This window comes from Alicyclobacillus acidiphilus NBRC 100859, from assembly GCF_001544355.1.
In the GTDB taxonomy this organism is placed as follows: Bacteria; Bacillota; Bacilli; order Alicyclobacillales; family Alicyclobacillaceae; genus Alicyclobacillus; species Alicyclobacillus acidiphilus.
The window spans coordinates 1-19,150 of sequence record NZ_BCQI01000010.1; the positions used below are offsets into that span (position 1 = coordinate 1).

18 protein-coding genes are annotated in these 19,150 nt (G+C 54.9%); 17 read left to right on the forward strand and 1 reads right to left on the reverse strand.

Annotated features, from left to right (window positions below; genetic code table 11):
* Positions 1–186 precede the first annotated feature (186 nt).
* A complete protein-coding gene (locus AAC01S_RS05510; protein WP_067620093.1) occupies positions 187–573 on the forward strand; it encodes a glycosyltransferase family 2 protein in 387 nt (128 codons plus the stop codon).
* Here the strand turns inward: AAC01S_RS05510 and AAC01S_RS05515 are convergent.
* Complete coding sequence (locus AAC01S_RS05515; RefSeq protein ID WP_067620095.1) at positions 570–1,844, reverse strand: helix-turn-helix domain-containing protein; 1,275 nt, start codon at positions 1,842–1,844, stop codon at positions 570–572. The genes AAC01S_RS05510 and AAC01S_RS05515 overlap by 4 nt on opposite strands.
* A gap of 156 nt (positions 1,845–2,000) precedes the next feature.
* Between AAC01S_RS05515 and AAC01S_RS05520 the strand changes: the two genes are divergently transcribed.
* From AAC01S_RS05520 to secA, 16 genes are all read left to right on the forward strand, one after another.
* Positions 2,001–2,723 carry a winged helix-turn-helix domain-containing protein gene (locus AAC01S_RS05520; protein WP_067620098.1) on the forward strand — a complete coding sequence of 241 codons (723 nt, stop codon included), beginning with the start codon at positions 2,001–2,003 and terminating at the stop codon, positions 2,721–2,723.
* The gene (locus AAC01S_RS05525; RefSeq protein ID WP_067620102.1) at positions 2,720–4,024 is read left to right on the forward strand and encodes a sensor histidine kinase; all 1,305 of its coding nucleotides are present in this window, start codon (positions 2,720–2,722) and stop codon (positions 4,022–4,024) included. The genes AAC01S_RS05520 and AAC01S_RS05525 overlap by 4 nt, the downstream gene beginning before the upstream one ends.
* Before the next feature lie 11 nt (positions 4,025–4,035).
* A complete protein-coding gene (locus tag AAC01S_RS05530; protein ID WP_067620104.1) occupies positions 4,036–4,815 on the forward strand; it encodes a ComF family protein in 780 nt (259 codons plus the stop codon).
* A gap of 77 nt (positions 4,816–4,892) precedes the next feature.
* The gene (locus AAC01S_RS05535) at positions 4,893–5,285 is read left to right on the forward strand and encodes a TIGR03826 family flagellar region protein (RefSeq protein WP_067620107.1); all 393 of its coding nucleotides are present in this window, start codon (positions 4,893–4,895) and stop codon (positions 5,283–5,285) included.
* A gap of 52 nt (positions 5,286–5,337) precedes the next feature.
* On the forward strand, positions 5,338–6,072 hold the full coding sequence (locus AAC01S_RS05540) for a sigma-70 family RNA polymerase sigma factor (RefSeq protein ID WP_067620110.1): 735 nt from the start codon (positions 5,338–5,340) through the stop codon (positions 6,070–6,072).
* A gap of 82 nt (positions 6,073–6,154) precedes the next feature.
* Positions 6,155–6,391, forward strand: coding sequence for a hypothetical protein (locus tag AAC01S_RS05545; RefSeq protein ID WP_067620113.1), 237 nt, complete (start codon positions 6,155–6,157; stop codon positions 6,389–6,391).
* Between the two features lie 30 nt (positions 6,392–6,421).
* Positions 6,422–6,907 (forward strand): flagellar export chaperone FlgN, encoded by a 486-nt coding sequence (flgN, locus tag AAC01S_RS05550; protein ID WP_067620116.1) that lies wholly within the window; start codon positions 6,422–6,424, stop codon positions 6,905–6,907.
* A gap of 15 nt (positions 6,908–6,922) precedes the next feature.
* Positions 6,923–8,785, forward strand: coding sequence for a flagellar hook-associated protein FlgK (gene flgK, locus AAC01S_RS05555; protein ID WP_067620119.1), 1,863 nt, complete (start codon positions 6,923–6,925; stop codon positions 8,783–8,785).
* 31 nt (positions 8,786–8,816) lie between these two features.
* Entirely contained in the window at positions 8,817–9,782 is a 966-nt protein-coding gene (flgL, locus tag AAC01S_RS05560) for a flagellar hook-associated protein FlgL (RefSeq protein ID WP_067620123.1), read from the forward strand.
* A 110-nt stretch (positions 9,783–9,892) separates the two neighbouring features.
* Positions 9,893–11,629, forward strand: coding sequence for a flagellin N-terminal helical domain-containing protein (locus AAC01S_RS05565; protein ID WP_067620125.1), 1,737 nt, complete (start codon positions 9,893–9,895; stop codon positions 11,627–11,629).
* Positions 11,630–11,764: 135 nt separating this feature from the next.
* Positions 11,765–14,578, forward strand: a complete 2,814-nt coding sequence (fliD, locus tag AAC01S_RS05570; protein WP_067620128.1) for a flagellar filament capping protein FliD — start codon at positions 11,765–11,767, stop codon at positions 14,576–14,578.
* Between the two features lie 26 nt (positions 14,579–14,604).
* A complete protein-coding gene (locus AAC01S_RS05575; RefSeq protein ID WP_067620140.1) occupies positions 14,605–14,961 on the forward strand; it encodes a hypothetical protein in 357 nt (118 codons plus the stop codon).
* Between the two features lie 16 nt (positions 14,962–14,977).
* Positions 14,978–15,358 (forward strand): flagellar export chaperone FliS, encoded by a 381-nt coding sequence (fliS, locus tag AAC01S_RS05580; RefSeq protein ID WP_067620143.1) that lies wholly within the window; start codon positions 14,978–14,980, stop codon positions 15,356–15,358.
* Between the two features lie 92 nt (positions 15,359–15,450).
* The gene (locus AAC01S_RS05585) at positions 15,451–15,834 is read left to right on the forward strand and encodes a flagellar protein FlaG (protein ID WP_067620147.1); all 384 of its coding nucleotides are present in this window, start codon (positions 15,451–15,453) and stop codon (positions 15,832–15,834) included.
* A 100-nt stretch (positions 15,835–15,934) separates the two neighbouring features.
* Positions 15,935–16,489, forward strand: a complete 555-nt coding sequence (gene hpf / locus AAC01S_RS05590) for a ribosome hibernation-promoting factor, HPF/YfiA family (protein WP_067620150.1) — start codon at positions 15,935–15,937, stop codon at positions 16,487–16,489.
* A gap of 223 nt (positions 16,490–16,712) precedes the next feature.
* On the forward strand, positions 16,713–19,103 hold the full coding sequence (gene secA, locus AAC01S_RS05595) for a preprotein translocase subunit SecA (protein WP_067620153.1): 2,391 nt from the start codon (positions 16,713–16,715) through the stop codon (positions 19,101–19,103).
* Positions 19,104–19,150: the final 47 nt, after the last annotated feature.

The following is a 19,150-nucleotide window of genomic DNA, read 5'->3' on the forward strand; positions in this document are numbered from 1 at the left end:
CCCGCCACCCGCCACTCGCCACCCGCCACTCGCCACCCGCCACTCGCCACCCGCCACTCGCCACTCGCCACTCGCCACCCGCCACTCGCCACTCGCCACTCGCCACTCGCCACTCGCAAAATCGGATGGGACCAGTGTCTTGTACCTCCGATGCTACATAGAGTGTGGCATCGGGGGTGGTGTGGGATGTGGCCGAAGATCGCATTGGTGGCAGCTTTGCTGGTGTACATCGGCCTGATGGTGGCCGGGAGATGGGGTGTGGTGCCTCATCGATTGCGCCGGCGTAAACCGGCCGATGTGTACGTGTTGGTTACGGCAAACGGAGATCGTGAGATCGAATGGGTCCTGCGGGGCCTCGAGCGGATATCGGAGGAATTGGGGAAGACGGTCGAGGTGGCCGTGATCGACATCCATTCCGAAGACCTGACGTTGGCCATCGTACGGCGCTTTCAAAGCGACCATTTGACCGTCCGCCTCGTTCCTGTGGAAACTCGTCAAGAAGCTGCCAGGGTGGCGCGGCATATGCTGCGCGAACGGCGTGGGCGACGTGCGACGATGCTGCGGATTAGTTAGAGAAGGATGGGGAGCTGCATGCGCCGATCCGGGATGAGTTCATCCATTTTGCGCGCGTACGCCACTGTCCGTTCGATGTCGTCCTGTTCTCCGTACAACAGCACAAGCAGGGCGCAGGCCTGCCGCTTGTATTCGATATTGCCGTCTTCGGGAAACGTCGCTTCGAATCGCTCCAAGCGTCGGATGGCGTCGATCACGCTGCCGGCCTTCGCTTCCATCTGTGCGGTCAGAAGTTCGAGGCGATGGCCGATGTCGCGCCGCGCCGCTGTCATTGGTTGATGCGTGAGATTCGCGAGAACGGATGTGACTTGGTTCATCCACGATTTGGCCCGGTCGATCTCGTCCGCCTGCAAGAGTGATTCGATTTGATTGCACGCTGACGTGAGGTACGTTTCGGGATACAGCGCCGTCATGGCAAACGCGGTTTCTTGCGCCGACTGCAGCGAGTCGATCGCGTTCGCTTCGGAGCGCGCGCGGACCGTCAATACCTGCTCGAACAATTGGGCGAACGTCGTCAATGTGGCAGCGCGTGTGCAGAGTTCCTTTGACAAGTTGGGATCGACCGTCACGAGCGACATGGCCTGGGCGAACAGGTCTTCGGCAGCGCCGCGAAGGGTGGACATGTCCTGAATCCATTCTTCCGCCTCATCGAACTGATCCAATTTCAGCAGGACGTCGAGCATCCATCTGGCCAAATCCAATTTTGGCACGGTGCGCTCGTCTCTCAGGGTTCGGCCGTACTCGACGGCACGTTTCCACTCGTAGATGGCTCCTGTCACGTTCCCCTGTTCAAACTCCACGTATCCAGATTCTCGGCAAACGACAAACAGCAGTTGTGTATCCTGGAAGCGGTACGCGTATTCGCGAAGGTGCTCGAGATAGTTTGTCGCTTCGGGATACTGTTTGAGCGCTCGACACACTTGCGCTTGGATGAGGCAGTATTGTTCGTGGTTCGCGCCGTGATCGAGAGGGCTGGCCATGTCGCGAAGCAGGTCGCTCGCTTCCTGGGGGCGCCCCATGGCCAGCGCATGGCTTGCGAGGGCCAATTGCGCGGAGACGAGCGCTTGTTGGTCCATTTCTTGGAGAAAATATTCCACGGGCGTTCCGAGTCGTTTCGAGAATTCCATCAGCAGGGTATGTGAGGGCTTCACTCGGTTCGACTCAATCTGGCTGACCATGCTCGGCGTGACGAGATCGCCGCCGAGATCGGCCTGGGTCATGCCGCGTTTCAAGCGGACTTCACGAATTCTATCGCCTATTGTCACGACCACACCTGCTTCACCTAATATTTCTATTAAGTTTCACATATTGCCAGTGATTTGACAAGAAGCGATAGGTCTTTCCAAAACAGCAGTAGATGGCTTGCCCTGGAACCGCTACAATACGCGTAGAACGAGTTTTTAGCGAGTTCATTCGGAGGGAAAACAGTGGCGACCGTACTGATAGTTGACGACGAGGAATCAATTCGAACGCTGGTTGAGTACAACTTCAGCCGAGCTGGCTTCGAGGTGGAGACGGTTGGAGACGGGAAAACAGCCTACGAATTCATTCGCTCAGGCACGCCTTCCTTCGATTTGGTTGTGCTGGATTTGATGCTTCCTGGTATGGACGGAATGGAAGTCTGCCGTCGCCTTCGCCAGGAGGGCGTGGATACGCCGATTATCCTGCTGACCGCCCGGGATGAAGAGGTGGATCTGGTGCTTGGCCTCGAATTGGGCGCCGACGACTACGTCACGAAGCCGTTCAGTCCGAGAGAGCTGGTTGCCCGGGCCCGCGCGGTGCTCAGACGCAGCGAAAGTCCTGAATCTGACACGAAGTTGGCTCCGTCGGCGAGCAAGGTCTTGAAGGCGGGAAACATCGTTCTCGACGTTTCGCGGCACGAAGTCCGCATCGGCGGTCAGTTGATGGAATTTACGCCGAAAGAATTCGATTTGCTTCAGTACTTTATGGAAAACCCCGAGCATGTGCTGTCGAGAGATCAGCTGCTGGATCGCGTCTGGGGATACAGTTCCGCGACCGACACCCGTATCGTCGACGTGCACGTGTCGCACCTGCGTGAGAAAATTGAGCAGGATTCGAAGAATCCATCCTATATTCGGACCGTGCGCGGCATTGGCTACAAATTTTCGGAGGGTGCTCCTGCCACATGAACAATTTCCTGATTGGGTTGTTCCTCGGGATCGTCATGGTCGGGATCATCATGTTTTTGTACATTCGATCCGTCAACCAGGCGCGCCGCTATCTGGACGATTCGATGGATGCCATCGCACAGGGGCGCTACGAGACCCGCATGTACGAGTACCGCAATCGCGGCGGCGATACGAAGCTCTTTCAGTCGTTCAACCGCATGGCTGATCACCTTGAAATCACCATCGAAGAAATGTCACAGGAGCGCGACGTCCTCCGCCACATCTTGCAAAACATGACGACTGGCGTAATCTACCTTCGCAGCGATGGGCATGTTCAGATGGTCAACCGAGCCGCTGAACGTTTGTTTCGTCGGCCCGTCGAACAGTGGCAGGATCGAGACCATTGGACTGTCTTGCGCAACTACAACCTGAGCGCCGCTATCGATCACGCGCTTCTCTTCGGCACCCCTTGGTCGGACCAACTGACCATTCGGGAGGGGCTCGCGGTGAGCGTTCGCCTCGTCCCCATTTCTTCCGGTCCTCGCATTAACCCGAAATCGGACAGCGCCCACGACGTGCTCATGCTTGTCAACGACATTTCGGAATGGCGGCGTTTGGAGCGGATGCGAAGCGAGTTTGTGGCGAATGTCTCACACGAGTTGAAGACGCCAATCGCCGCGATTCGCGGATTCGCGGAGACCTTGCTCGAGAGCGACATGGGCGAACCCGCGCGGACGAAATTCCTCAACACCATCTACGATGAAGCCTTGCGCATGGGCAATCTCGTCTCTGATTTGCTCGAGTTGTCGAAGCTGGAAGCAACAGACAGCCGCATCGATCCTGTCGCGGTAGACTTGGCGACGATCGCGGATCGCGCAGTGGATCGCCTCAAACGCGTCGCGCAAGAGCGGAACATTCGCTTGATTACGCCGCAGGATGCCGGCTCGATCGCGGTTTGGGCAGAGCCCGACATGCTGCTCCAAGTGTTTCTCAATCTCCTCTCGAACGCCATCCACTACTCGCACGACGGCAGTGAAGTCAGGGTGACGTGGGATGTGTTGGTCGATCGCGTCAAGGTTCACGTGCAGGACGACGGTATCGGCATTCCGTCCGAATCGCTGGATCGAGTGTTTGAACGTTTTTATCGCGTCCACAAAGATCGCAGCCGCGCGTCAGGTGGTACGGGGCTTGGTCTCGCCATCGTCAAACACATCGTCACGTCTCTCGGCGGTGAAGTCGGTGTCGACAGCACGGAAGGCGAGGGCAGCGACTTTTGGTTCACCCTGTCCAGGCTGAACAGTCCGGAAACGGAGTTGTCGTGAGGAGGCGAGTCATGCGGCGAGGTGTGACGCTGCCATTCGCGGTGCGCAGAGGTTGGCAGGAGGCGTTGAATTGGATATTTCCAAATGACGAGGACATCTGTCGAATCTGCACTCGGCCAATCCATTCCCGCAGCGGTTCAGTCCAGGCTGTCAAGTCCAGCGATTCCCCGGCGTTTCTGCCGCAGCTCTCCGATGCGCTTTGCCCGTTTTGCCTGCAGGAACTCCAGCTTTGCGCTTCGGCTGGCAGGTCGGAGCACATCCAATTGCGGCTGCCAGGGGGCCGCACTGTGCCCGTGGCGAGCTGCATCCAATACGACGCGTTCATCCGCACGCTGTTCCGATCCTTCAAGTACGACGGCCTGATGGAACTCGCGCCGTTTTTCGGCCATCTGCTCGTCCGTCGGCTCCATGGCGATTCGCTTCCGCACACGGATTGTATTGTCCCGGTTCCCACGACGCTCGAGAGAACACGCAAGCGCGGCTACGATCACGTTCAACTCTTGGCCGCACACCTTTCTTCCCAAACCCGGCAGCCGATCCGCAGGGCGCTCGTTCGCTTGACGGATGAACGTGGATTTACGCAGTCCCAGAGCGCGAAAAACGCTGTCGAACGGAGGCGGGGACTCGAACGCGTGTACACGTTGAATCGACAAGTTCCGATCCGCGGATGTCGAATTTTACTCATCGACGACATCGCAACCACAGGGGCGACGCTTGCGGCTTGCTCGGAAAAACTTTATCTGGCTGGCGCACAAAATGTTTGTGCGTTGGTCGTCGCTCGCGTACGATAGAATTCAGAAGTAGAGTTTGAGAATGCGGGATAAACTTGGTGAACTGCGACGGCTACCGAAATGGGGAGGTGTTTCTAGTGACGATAGCCAATTGTAAACGGTGTGGTCGGCTGTTTCACAAATCAGGTAAAGACGTGTGTCCGGAGTGCCTTCGCGAAGAGGACCAACTCCTTTCGGAGATTCGACAATTTCTGCGGAAATATCCCGATTCGACCATTTTCGATGTGGCCGATGGGACCCAGGTCGAGTACCACGTCATTGTCGATTTCATCCGAGATGGCCGGTTAATTCTTAGAGATAATCCAAACATGAGCTATCCGTGTGAGCGATGCGGCGCGCCCACCATGTCAGGGCGTTTGTGTGTGACCTGCAGTCGTGAGCTTGCCAACGGCTTCAAAGAAGCGAGCGAGTCGCTCAGACAGAGAGAGACAAGAAATCGACCCGGCGGCGGATTTCTCAGCCGGAGCTAGATAAACCCTCATCAGGGGTTCGGGAATATGGGTTGTCGGGGTGGGTGCATCCTTGAGTACTCAGCGCTATGGCGCATACCAATCGTGGGAAGAACAGCGTCGCCAAGACCGGATCGAGACGCACTTGCCGCTCGTGTACAGCTTAGCTTCTTCGCTGGCGCCGCGGGCCGGACAGGCCATGCTGGATGTGTCCGACTTGATCCAAACAGGTGTGCTTGGCTTGTACAGAGCGGCGGAGACGTTCGATGAGGGTCGCGGTGTGCCATTCGGGGCATACGCGAAACCGTATGTCAGGGGTGCGATGCTCGACGAGATCGCGAAGAATCGCAGCCAATCGCGCTCCGTGAGGGACAAGTACCGCAAAATTCGCGCTGCCGAAGACGCCCTCATGCAGCGGTGGATGCGGGAACCTTCGGAACAGGAACTGGCGGACGAGATCGGCATCGACATGAAGACCCTGGCAGAGTGGCAGAGAGAAATCGATTTGCGCGAGGCGCCGTCCATCGACGAAGCAGCCGTGTCGGAGGTGGCCGCCACAGTGGAGAGCGCGGAAGCCGAGCAACCGGAGCTGTCTTTTTTGCAGAGGGAGTCGAAGGCGGATCTGGTCGCGGCCTTGGGCAAACTCGACGAACGGGAACAACAGATTCTCTACTTGTACTATCAAGAAGAACTGACGCTCAAAGAGATTGGGTTTGTGCTCGATCTCAGCGAATCACAAGTGTCTCGTCTGCACAAACGCGCCCTGGGGCATTTGAAGCAGCATATGGAGATGGTCTCGACATCGTAATGTCGACACAAGTTGTCGATGCAAGTTTTTTGTCGACATTCCGATATACCATGTAGAGACTCCACGCAAGGTGGTGTGATGGATGAATGTATCTGACTCGGTGAACACGCGTTCAACATACGTGTATCGGCAGCAGGTCAATGCAAACAAACCCGATGGCAAACAGCCTTCGACGAACGGCACGTCGAGCGCGGATTCGTCGCAGTCCACTCGGTTGCAGGCGTTGAAAGCGCAGATGCAGTCCGGACAGCCGATCGATTTGAATCGTTTGGCGGACAGCATGCTCCGCAAGAGCACCGCAATCGATGTGCAGGCGTAATACCCGGAATGGACAACGGAGGCGTTTTGAGTGAGCGAAGAAGCGATTCGCCTTCTTAACCTACTACAAGAGACATTGCGGTACGAGCAATCCATCGTCGAGTTGCTGAAGCGGCACAGAGGACTTCTCGTCGAAGCCAAGGACTTTGCGACACAGCCGATACTCGAGGAAATCTCGGCATTGTGCGCCAAGGTCGTCGACAGCGAGACGAGGCGCCAAGGCGTGATGAACAACCTGGTTGCCGAACTGGGGCTGTCCTCCGCCGATCTGACGATTCGCGAATTGATTCGGCATCCGTCGCTCTCGCCCATCCGCGAGGAACTGGACAGCGTCAGTCGAGCGCTGCGCGCCGCGATGGCTGAGATCGTACGGCTTCGAGACGACATTCATGCCTTGGCATCGCAGGCCAAGACATACTCGGATCTGGTGATGTCGGCTTTGCGCGACGTTTCGTCGAAAACCTCGTATGGTTCTTCGATGGCGCAAGGAAGCAGATTTATCAGCGTTCGGACATAAGAAAGAGGGAATCACATGTTAGGCACGTTCCTCGGACTTCAAACCGCCTTGCGTGGATTGGAAACAGCCCAAGCTGGCGTCGACACCGTGTCCCAAAATATAGACAATGCAAACACGCCTGGTTACTCGCGGGAAACGGTCGACGTGAGCGATATGCCTTCGCTGTTGATCTCTAGCAGCGGCACCGCGATGGTTGGTCAAGGATCGCAAGTCACACAAATCCAACGAATTCAAAATCAATTCCTAAACGCGCAATATCAAAGCCAAAACGCCCAATTGAGCCAGGCGACGGTCGAACAGAGCACATTAAACGAAGTGTCCGGAATTATCGACGAACCGTCCGACACGGGGATTTCCAACGCGCTTGAGCAATTTTATCAAGCTTGGGACACGCTGAGCGGCGATGCGTCCGATCTCAGTTCTCGCACCTCCGTCGTCGACGCGGCGCAGACGTTGACGCAAGTCGTCAATCAAACGGCGAATCAATTGAGTGCGCTCTCTTCCAATGTTTCGTCGTCGCTGTCCGATTCAGTGACTCAAGCCAACAGCTTGCTTAGCCAAATCGCAAGTGTCAGCAACCAAATTGCGGCCATCCAGCAGACTGGCGGTCAACCAAACAGTCTGCTGGACCAGCGCGACGAATTGCTCAACCAGCTTTCTCAATATGTGAGCTTCCAAACGCAAACCACGACAAAAACGGTCGGCGACGTTTCGTACGATCAATTCTCGTTGACCTTGACGGGGATGTCCGATCCCGTCATCGACGGGACTCAAACGGATTTCAGCCAGTCGACGCCGCCTGGGAATCTCGAAGGGAACCTCGCGATTTCGAGCACAGGCCAACTGGAGGTTGTCCCAACGGCCCAGTCCACGTTGAGTGGGACGTCGGTTCTTTCTGGTCAGAGCGGCGAGATTCAAGGCTATCAAAATTCGTTGGCGGATATCCAAAGCTACCAGAATGAGTTGGATGTTCTGGCGCAGAGCTTGGCCGGGCCGGGGACCTCAACGCTTACAAGCGATTGGACGATTCCGGGCGATGCGGCAGATAGTCCGCCATACAACACGATGCTGGTCGGTTCATCTGGCGAGACCCTGAGTGACTACGTGCAGTCGTTGACACCGAACGCGGATGGTAGTTACACGATTCCTTCTGGGACGACCATCACAACGACACTGGGAGCCATGTCGGTGACTTTGGACGGTGCGATGGATATCACCTCAAGCACCCCGTCGGCGTTGGATAACCTCCAAATCGTGCTGCCGGATGGTACAAAGACCACAATCGGCGGTTATGGACAATCGCAACTGCCGGAAGGCACTACCATCGAAGGTGTCGGCCTCAACCAGCTCTTGCAACTCGGCTATTCCGAGAACGGCCCAGGCAAGGCCTTGTTCACAACGCCTGTCACCGCCAATGGCCAACCTATCACCGCGTCCAACATCACTGTTCAGTTGGAAGCGTCCGATCTCGCCGCAGGGACGACGGTTGCTGATCCAAGCGCGGATCCGCCTGTCGCGGTTTCTGGCGACGGTTCGCTTGCGACGTTGATCGCGAATATGACGAGCACAACCATGTCTTTCCCGAGTCCATCGGCGCCTGGCGTGCCGACTTCGTCCACCCAATTGACCGGCACCTTGAGCGACTATCTCACCTCGGTGGTAGGGCAACTGGGTCTTCAGGGACAACAGGCTAACAACGCTGTGTCAACGCAGACCAGTTTGGTCCAGCAACTGACCAATGAGCAACAAAGTGTGTCAGGCGTGTCGACCGACGAGGAAATGACGAACATGATCAGCTATCAGCAGGCCTACAACGCTTCTGCGGAAGTCATTTCGACCATCAACGACATGCTGACCCAACTGATGCAGAACGTCTAAATGCTGACTTTCATGGAGAGTGGGGATTTCGATGCGCGTAACGCCGGGGATGCTGAGCAGTCAAATCTTGTTTGACATACAGAACAACTATCAACAGTTGAGCACGCTTGAAAATGAGTCGGCGACGGGCCACAAAATCAACACCCCATCCGACGATCCGATTGGTGTCCAACAGGTGATGCAGTTGACGAATGAGACGTCGTTTGATACCCAGTACGGACAGAACGCGACAAACGCCCAGGCTCAGCTCAATTTCGTCAGCAGTACCATGACCGAAGCGCAAAACGTGCTTAGCAACGCTCGCGATCTCGCGCTTGAGGGCGCCAACTCCACGGAAACTCCGAGTGACATGCAGGCCATCGCCGCACAGGTTGGGCAGCTCTACAACCAGTTGGTTACCATCGGGAATTCGCAGTACAACGGACAATATATTTTCAACGGCCAGGACACCGATACCCCTCCATACCCGCCTCAGGCGGCCAACGTGACGCCAGATCAAGCTACGGGTGAGCTTGATCCATCCACGAAGACAACGAATTCAGGCAAGGTGTATGTGAATCTAGGGAATGGAGTCACGATCCCTGTCAGCGCGTCCGGCAACGATTTCTTCAAGGCTGCACCGTCTGGCTCGTCTTCCTCCTCGGGGGCGTCGTCCGATTCATCGCAGAACGCGTTTTCGTTGCTGAGCCAACTTTATACGGCGTTGAACAACGGAGACACCTCCCAAGTAGGCAGTTTGGTTTCCAGCATTGACTCCGTTCTCGACAACATGAATCAGCAACAGGCCAACGTTGGATCATTGATTGATAGGGCTCAGATGATGCAGACGAGAATGTCGAATTTGTCGACCAGCGTGACGCAGCAGTTGTCCAATGTTCAAGACGCCGATATGGCGACGGTGCTGACACAGTTGAACTCAGCGATGACAGTGGAACAAGCGAGTGTCGAAGTCGGCGCCCAGGCCCTGCCCATGTCATTGGTGAACTTTCTCAAATAATCTCGCAATACGCCGTCGAACCGTGCAAGTTTCCCTCAAATCTACCGATATATTGGGTGAACAGCCACTTAAGGTAGCTGAGATATGAAACTTGCAAAGGAGAGATCATAATGTCAGGGTTGATCATTGGACACAACCTTGGGGCAATGAGCGCGTTGTCTGCATTGAATGCGAATTCGAATGCATTGAACAGCGCGTTGCAACAATTGTCCACAGGCAAGAAGATCAATAGTGCTGCTGATGACGCGTCAGGGTACGCTATCTCGCAGAAAATGCAGGCTCAAATCAGCGGTTTGAACCAGGCGTCTCAAAACGCGCAGGACGGTATCTCTATGATTCAGACCGCTTCCGGCGCCCTGGATCAAACCACGAGCATTCTCCAGCAAATGCGTCAATTGGCCGTTCAAGCGTCGAACAGCACAACGACTCAATCGGATCGCCAGGACCTCCAGACAGAATTTAACCAGCTGGCGGACCAAATCAACAATATTGCCAACACGACACAGTACAACACGAAAAACCTCCTTGATGGTTCTTTAAGCGGCCAAGACGCTTCCGGAACAACAAACGCTACGGTGTTCAGTTCAGCACTTGGAGCTCCAACCTCTGCGTCTATCCCCGGAGCAACGTTGGCTACGGGGGCATTTTCGGCTCTGGCGAGTGGTACGAATACGATTTCCGTAGATGGTGCCAACATTAGTTTTAACGTCAACGCATCTGATTATCAGGCGTTTGATAACGGCACGACTGTGAACGTCGATGGTGTGGCCAATCAGCTTCAGAAGGATATCAATAGTGGGATTGATCAGTACAACCAGGCTAATGGCACGTCGATTTCGCACGTTTCGGTGACGAACAACGGCGGTAAGATTGAGATTACCTCTGGAACGACGGGTGACACCTCAACGCTTTCGTTCACGGCTGATACAGCTGGCAACGATATGTGGAACGCTATCAAGGGTACCACTGGAGGGACAACACCAACTGATTACTCTAGCACAGGCTCCGAAGGTGTTCTGAATGTGGTTGGCGCAGCAGAGCTGAACACGTTGACAACGAGCAGTCAGCTTACCGCAACGATTGACGGGCATGCGATTAACGTGAAGCTTACGGCGACAGGTGCGGGTGGATATACATCGGGTACGACAGATATGAGTACCGTGGCTACCCATCTGCAGACAGATTTGAACAATGCGATCGATAGTTACAATCAGAATGTCCCGTCCGCAGAGCAAGTCGCTCATGTTAGTGTTGCGGTTAAGGATGGAGAACTTGAAGTAACCAGTGGCACCTCGGGACAGTCAGGTTCCGTATCGTTCGATGATAGCAGTGCCTCGCAGTTACTAGGATTGGCAAACCAGAGCAGCAGCGGTCAAAGCGGAGGATTGACCTTCCAAATCGGTGCTAATTCAGGTCAGACCATGACGCTGAACATTGGTAACATGAGTGCTCAGGCCCTTGGTATCACCGGAACTGCTGGTGCGACAGGGTACAGTGCCACGAATAACGTGAACAACGGCATTGACAACGACAACACCCAGGCGGCATTGGACATCACTTCGACCTCTAATGCAGATTCCGCCATCAACACGATTGATACTGCCATCCAAACGGTTACGACTGAACAAGCGAATCTCGGCGCAGTTCAGAACCGTTTGACAAGCACGATTAGCAACCTGTCGTCCACATCGCAAAACCTCACCACCGCCGATTCTGGTATCACCGATACCGATATGGCGTCTGAAATGGCAGCGTACACGCAGGACAGTGTGCTTCAACAGGCTGCGGTTTCGATGTTGGCTCAGGCGAACCAACAGCCTCAATTGGTCCTCAAGCTGTTGAGCTGATTGGCGGATTTTTGGCTACGAGTCGGGCGCCTCTGGCGTCCGGCTATGGCCGGTTGGAAGTGGGTAAGGGAAGTTTGGCCCGAGCGGATTGAAGCCGATTCGGATTGAGAGCGGATTTGAAAGGTGGCGTTTCCGATGACCTATATTGGGGATTTGACGAGCGGTACGAGTTCGTCGAGCACAGGGACTTCTAGTTCAACCGGTGTAACTGGCGGCATCTCCGGGCTCGCGTCTGGCATCGACACGGACAGTATTATCCAAGGTCTGATGGAAGCGGCCGACGAACCGCTGATTCAACTTTTGCAACAACGACAAATTACTGAGTGGAAGCAGGAAAGCTATCAACGTGTAAACAATACGCTCGCGGATCTACAGAGTAATTTGTCGTCGTTACAATTGCAGTCCACCTTTCTCCAAACGACCACCACTTCCAGTAACAGTTCGATGGTGTCTGCGACGTCGAATTCTCTGTCTCCAGCCGGTACCTACAGCGTTAGCACGTATCAGTTGGCGTCAGGCGCGACGGTTTCGTCGTCGTCCACACTTTCAACGGATAGCAACTATGGCAACGAGACGTTGGCGCAGATCGATCCCAGTCTGGCGAGTTCAACGAACGCGAGCTTCACACTGAATGGACAGACGTTCACATTCAATCCTCAGACTGACACCATTAACACGGTTCTCCAGGCCATCAATTCCAATCCGTCTGCGGGCGTGACGGGGTTTTATGATACGAACGCGGGTAAAGTCGTCTTGCAGACGACCTCGACGGGCACCGGGGCAAAGATCAGCGTTTCGAACGACACGAGTGGGATCTTTTCGACGGTTTTCGGTTTGACGCAAACGAATCCTTCGGGTCAGCCGATGGTCATCAATGCAAACTATACGACCGTTTCTGGAGTGGACATGCCTGCACAAGCTGGCACGGTCGATATCAATGGGACGAAATTCTCTTTTAATACGAGCGAGTCGTACGAGCAGATTGCGAGCATCATTACCGCGCAATCTGCCCAAACAGGCGTTTCAGCTACGTACGACGCGACAAATCATCAGTTGGATCTGGTCGGTGCTACGACGGCAGGCCAGACGCTGGATTTTTCCAACATGCCTGCGGCAGGCGATACGTTGAACATCGATGGCGTCACGTTCGCCTTTGCCGATGGATCCAGTTCATCGAGTTCGGCCGATTACACCATTGACCTCACGCAAAATACGACGCCGTCGGCGATTGCATCCGCCATCGCGGCGGACGTCAACAACGATTCGACGTTGAGCACCGAGCTCTCAGCGACCGTTGTGAATTCGAACCAACTGGTTCTGACCGCGCTGACGAGCGGGAGCCAGGGGAATTTCACGACGAGCTACACACCGAGCAGCCCGTCCATCACAGTTGGCCCAGAAACGCCGGGTACGGCGGACACTTCGAGTGCCTCTGGAACGCCATCGACGCAGACCGTGACTTTCACGAGCGTCCCTGCCGCCGGTGACGAGTTGACAGTCGCCGGGCAGACGATAGAGTTCTACGACAGCGCCAATGGGCCAGCGCCTACAGGAACGGGAATCACGGCAATCGACGTGAATGGTCAGACGACGAGTGGAATTGCCTCGGAGGTCGCGAACGTTCTTTCGGGTAGTGTAACAGGAAAGGCAAGCTCGAACGTCTTGACCATTACCGCGACAACGGACGGACCGCAATCGTTGGGTACGACCTATGTGTCCGCCAATGCGCCGTCTGGTATTGGCGCTACGAATGTGCAGGACAGTGAACTGTTTTCAGGGATTGTTGTGACGGACCCGACAGCCAATGTAAGCAACGGGATGGCTGCGGCGACAAACACGGCGCTAGGGACCATCGCGTCGACGGGACTTCCTGCCAGCGTGCAGACGGCGAACGACGCGTACTATTCCGTCAATGGTTATGCAACCTCGAGTCAGAGCAATCAGGCCGTATACAACGGCATTACGTTCAATTTGACCGGCGTTACCGGAGCGAACGCTCCTGTGAGTGTGACGGTCGCGACGAATACAAACGCGATTGTGACGGCGATCACGAATTTCGTTCAACAGTACAATGAGACCTTGCAGTATATGCAGGGGCAGTACAATACACAGAGAAATTATGACTATCAGCCTTTGACCGCCGCGCAAGCAGCGCAGATGACGGACACGCAAGTGACGGAGTGGAACGAGAAGGCGCAGGCGGGGATGCTGGAGAATGATCCTCTGCTGGGCAATGTGATGAACACGCTGAAGAACATCACGGTGTCGACCGTTTCGAATCAGCCGACCGTGAACATCAATGGGCAGCCCACACAGCTCAACTCGCTTGCGTCGATTGGCATTTCGCCGATCGACATCATGAATGGCGTGAGCAGCGGGGCGACGGCGCCCGGTGTCACGACGAGCGGGTACAATACCTACGGTCTCTTGCAAATCAACACGGCTCAGTTGCAGGCTGCCGTCGAAGCCGATCCGACAGCCGTCATGAATCTCTTCACAGCCTCGGGGACCGGCACCAGTTCGAGCACAAGTACGAGTTCGAGCACGGGGATCGCGAAGCAACTGTATTCAGCAGTAACGAGCAGCATTACGCAGATCCAGCAGCAGGCTGGAACGGGGGACACGTACGATCCGACGAGTCCAGCCAATTTAGCGGCTGCGTCGTCATCTTCCTCGTCTTCTTCGTCGAGTTCGAGTTTGCTCGACTACACGCTGATTGACCCAACTGCGGATCTGTCTCAGTTGTTCAGCTTGGATTCGATGAACACCAGTTTTCTCGGTACGCAGATTTCGACCTTGGATTCTCAGGCGTTGACGATGAATACACAACTTCAAGCGTTGCAGCAGCAGTACCAAACTGAGTACGCGAATATGGAAACAGCGATTGAAAACGTGGATTCGCAGTCGTCGTACATCGTTGCGATGATGGGTGGTTCGACGTCGAGTTAAGCAAGCTATGGGAGGTCTAGGTTGACGTGGATGACCTGGCAGCGACGATTGGCGATCTCATTTCTGTCGGCGAGGAGATTCTTGGCAATCTAACACGACCTGGCCCATTGAATCTGGATGTCCATGGACTTTTGGAACGTAGAAATGAGGCGTTTGAAAAATTTAGGCAGGTTCTTGAGGCATTCGACGCCCCATCTCATGTGGCGGAGACGGAAAGAGAGTTGCTTGAGCGCATCGTGGAGCAGAATGAACGAATCGCGGATGCTCTCCGGGGGCGGCAAAGGGATCTTCGAGAGCAAGTGCAAAAGGTGATGGTTGCCCAAAAACTTGCGCGGATGTCTGTGGCGAAGCCTTCGGGTCATATGATTGATATCGAATCTTAAGAGAAGGTGAACCTCCATGAGTGGTTTGCAACGCGCGACTACAGCGTACAAGTCGTCATCCGTACAAACGAGTGGGCCGAGATTGGTTGTCATGCTGTACGATGGCTGGTTGTCCGCGCTCGATATTGCAAAGGACGCCATCGATCAAGGAGATCTCGTTCTCGCACACAGACAACTCGTCAAAGCGCAAAACATCGTCTGTGAACTCAACAACACGCTGGATATGCAGTATGATATTTCTCAACAGCTTCGGAAGTTGTACGATTTCTTTCTGAGGCAATTGATACAAGCGAACGTCGAAAAGAACGCCCAACTGATTGCCGAGCAAATCCCCATCGTGAAAGGTTTACGGGATACCTGGGAAGAGGCAGCCAAACAATTGGGTCAAACAACGTAATCAGGAGTCGATGCGTGCCAACCGCCACCACCACTTTGTCCATACGTTCATGATGCGGCCGTCACGTGTTCGTGCGTGGGAGGTTTTTATTCATGAATTCTATCGTAAATAGTCCGTCATTCCTGTCCTATTCGGGAGAGACGGCGTCCAGTGCAGCCAATTCAAGCGCTGCGTCTGCCACCGAAGTGAGTCTAGCAAATGCCGCGTTTTCCACATCGACAGGCGATGCGAGACAGGTGTCGGCGAGTCACTCGGAGACGTCCGCGATTCGGCAGGCCGTCGAACAGTGGACGCAGCAGGCGTCACAGCCCGGCATGGCTGTTCAAATTGCCGCCGATGAACCGCCAAACGAGATTTGGCTAAACCTCGTCGATCAATCCACGGGGAAAATTGTCATGAAGTTCCCGCCCGAAGCGCTTCGCCTGTTGGAGAGTCACAATCAAGCGCGGGGGTTGGCCACGGACGTTCACGCTTAATTTTTTGCCCTTGATAAAACCTGTCTGTAAATTCAAAATTCAATTTCCCTTCCAGGTGTATAGGCGTATAATAGATACACCACGAAGGAGGAGTTGTCATATGAAAATTCAGGTTCATGGCGACAACATTTCTGTCACTTCGGCGCTCCAGGATTATGTGGACAAGAAAATTGGCCGGCTCACCCGTTACTTTGAAGGTGAGGCGGACAAGGACATTCATGTTCGAATGGCCGTTGAGGGTACCAATCACCGCATCGAGATGACGGTCCATGTGCATGGGATGATTTTCCGGGCGGAAGAGACGTCGTCCAACATGTACGCTTCGATTGATTTGGTGACGGACAAGATTGAGGAGCAGGTGCATCGATACAAAGAAAAAATCAATCGTCGTTTTCGCGACGACGGTTTGCGAACGAGAATCCGACAGACCGCCAGGCACGAACGGATTTTCAACGATATGTACGAAGGGGACGAACCTCGCTTGGTTCGGGTTAAGCGCTTTCCGATGAAGCCCATGGCTCCGGAAGAAGCGATTATGCAAATGGATCTTCTCGGACACGACTTTTTTGTCTTTACCAACGCGGATACCGAGGAAGTCAACGTCGTGTACCGACGGAAGAATGGCGACTACGGCTTGATTGAGCCGCAAATCTAGTGTAAATAAGTAGGTATAGCAAATCACGGCTGACCAAAATGGGTCCGTGGGCGAACTTGGAGCTACTGTGCCGAGTTCGCCCGCGTTGTTTTTGCCCAAACGAGGCCGTTTTCCGGCTGTGCGGCGAGTTGCCTGATTTCTACAGGTTGTTATATGTGTAACAGCTACGGTACAATCCTATATTAGAGCATCAAGTGAATTTCTATGGGGGTGTAACCGTTCGGTGGGACTCCTCAAACAAGTCTTTAACGCGAACGAACGTGATATTGCGCGGTTGCGTCGCAAAGTCGACAGAATCAACGCGCTCGAGTCTCAATATGAATCTATGTCGGATGACGAACTGAAATCGATGACTCCGGCGTTCCGGGAACGGCTGGCCAACGGCGAGAAGCTGGACAACCTGTTGCCGGAAGCGTTTGCTGTCATGCGCGAAGCCGCCAAACGCGTCTTCGGCCAGCGCCACTACGACGTCCAGTTGATGGGTGGTATCGTCCTGCACGAAGGACGGGTCGCCGAGATGAAGACTGGTGAGGGTAAAACCTTGGTGGCGACTTTGCCGTCGTATCTGAATGGCCTGACAGGAGAAGGCGTGCACGTTGTGACCGTCAACGACTATCTGGCGAAGCGCGACGCAGACTTTACAGGCCAAGTGCATCGCTTTATGGGTTTGACTGTCGGCTATAACGGCCACGATATGACGCAAGCGCAGAAGCGTGAAGCGTACGCGGCCGATATTACGTACGGTACGAACAACGAGTTCGGTTTTGACTATCTGCGTGACAATATGGTGATGTCAGCCAGCGACATGGTGCAGCGCAAGTTGCATTTCGCCATTGTCGACGAAGTCGACTCGATTCTCATCGACGAAGCGCGTACGCCGCTTATCATCTCCGGTCCGGCCGAAAAATCGGCGGATTTGTATTTTCGGACGGACTTGTTCGTGCGCCGATTGCGTCAGGGAGAAGATTACGAGATCGACGAAAAGATGCGGACCGCCAACCTGACCGACCAAGGTGTCGCCAAGGCGGAAGCCTACTTCCGCGTCAACAATTTGTTCGATCCCGACAATGTCACCATCATGCACCACATCACGCAGGCCTTGAAGGCGCACGGGTTGATGCATCGAGATCAGGACTATGTCGTGATCGACGACGAAATTTGCATCGTCGACGAATTTACGGGCCGTCTCATGGAAGGTCGCCGCTACAGCGAAGGCTTGCACCAGGCGATTGAGGCCAAAGAGGGCGTCCGGGTGCAGAACGAATCGAAGACGTTGGCGACCATCACCTTGCAGAATTACTTCCGCATGTATGAAAAGCTGTCAGGCATGACGGGTACGGCGAAGACGGAAGAGAAAGAATTCATCGAGATCTACGGCATGGATGTCGTCTGTATCCCAACGAACCGACCGCTGGCGCGTAAAGATTTGGGCGACGTCATCTACAAGACCGAGCGTGCCAAATTCAACGCGGTGGTCTCCGATGTCGCGCAGCGTCACGCGCTCGGCCAGCCTGTGTTGGTCGGCACGACCGACATCGACAAATCTGAAATCGTCTCGGATCTCCTCCGGCAGCGTGGCATTCCGCATCAGGTGCTCAACGCCAAGCACCATGCGCGCGAGGCCGAGATCGTGGCAATGGCTGGACAGAAGGGCATGGTCACCATCGCGACGAACATGGCCGGACGCGGTACGGACATCCTGCTCGGTGAAGGTGTTCCAGAACTTGGGGGCCTGCACATTATCGGCACGGAGCGGCACGAAAGCCGCCGCATCGATAATCAGTTGCGCGGTCGTGCCGGACGCCAGGGCGATCCGGGTTCGTCACAGTTCTTCCTGTCTCTCGAGGACGAACTGCTGCGATTGTTCGGATCGGACAATATCAAGCGGTTGATGGATCGCCTCGGGCTCGAAGAGGATCAACCGATTGAGCACCCGATGCTGACTGGAGCGATGGAGCGGGCGCAGAAGAAGGTCGAGGGCAACAACTACGACCTTCGCAAACACGTGTTGCGCTACGACGACGTGTTGAACAAACAGCGTGAGGTCATCTATCGCCAGCGCCGCGAAATTCTCGAGCGCGACAATCTCAAGGAGATTGTCGAAGGAATGACCAAAGATCTCATCGATCACATGCTTGAGGTCTACTGTTCTGAGGAACAGATTCCGGAGGACTGGGATATTCCGACGCTCATCGGCTACGCGGAACACCATTTCCTGAATCCAGGTCAGGTGCAGGAAGCGGATCTGCGGAAGCTCGAACGTGAAGAACTGCGCGAGAAGTTGACCGCGTTGGCGAAGGAGAACTACGAAGCTCGCGAAGCGGAACTTGGCGAGTTTATGCGTGAACTGGAGCGCATCGTGCTGTTGCGCGCCGTGGATTCGAAGTGGATGGACCATATCGACGCGATGGACCAGTTCCGTCAAGGTGTCCATCTGAGATCGTACGGCCAGACCGATCCGCTGGTAATTTACCAGAAGGAAGGTTTCGAGATGTTCGAAGCCATGATCCACTCGATTGAAGAAGAGGTCGTCCTATATGTGTACAAAGCGACGCTTCAAGCGGTGCCGCAGCCGATTCCGGTACATGACACGGTGCCGCTGCAGGGCGGTTGATGAGGCGAGTCTTGGACTCGCTTGGCATCTCGGTTCTTGAGCGACGA

Coding starts and splice junctions, on each gene's coding strand:
- flgL (WP_067620123.1), top strand. CDS start 8,817: ATGCGCGTAACGCCGGGGATGCTGAGCAGTCAAATCTTGTTTGACATA.
- fliS (WP_067620143.1), top strand. CDS start 14,978: ATGAGTGGTTTGCAACGCGCGACTACAGCGTACAAGTCGTCATCCGTA.
- AAC01S_RS05510 (WP_067620093.1), top strand. CDS start 187: ATGTGGCCGAAGATCGCATTGGTGGCAGCTTTGCTGGTGTACATCGGC.
- fliD (WP_067620128.1), top strand. CDS start 11,765: ATGACCTATATTGGGGATTTGACGAGCGGTACGAGTTCGTCGAGCACA.
- AAC01S_RS05585 (WP_067620147.1), top strand. CDS start 15,451: ATGAATTCTATCGTAAATAGTCCGTCATTCCTGTCCTATTCGGGAGAG.
- AAC01S_RS05530 (WP_067620104.1), top strand. CDS start 4,036: ATGCGGCGAGGTGTGACGCTGCCATTCGCGGTGCGCAGAGGTTGGCAG.
- AAC01S_RS05545 (WP_067620113.1), top strand. CDS start 6,155: ATGAATGTATCTGACTCGGTGAACACGCGTTCAACATACGTGTATCGG.
- hpf (WP_067620150.1), top strand. CDS start 15,935: ATGAAAATTCAGGTTCATGGCGACAACATTTCTGTCACTTCGGCGCTC.
- flgK (WP_067620119.1), top strand. CDS start 6,923: ATGTTAGGCACGTTCCTCGGACTTCAAACCGCCTTGCGTGGATTGGAA.
- AAC01S_RS05565 (WP_067620125.1), top strand. CDS start 9,893: ATGTCAGGGTTGATCATTGGACACAACCTTGGGGCAATGAGCGCGTTG.
- AAC01S_RS05525 (WP_067620102.1), top strand. CDS start 2,720: ATGAACAATTTCCTGATTGGGTTGTTCCTCGGGATCGTCATGGTCGGG.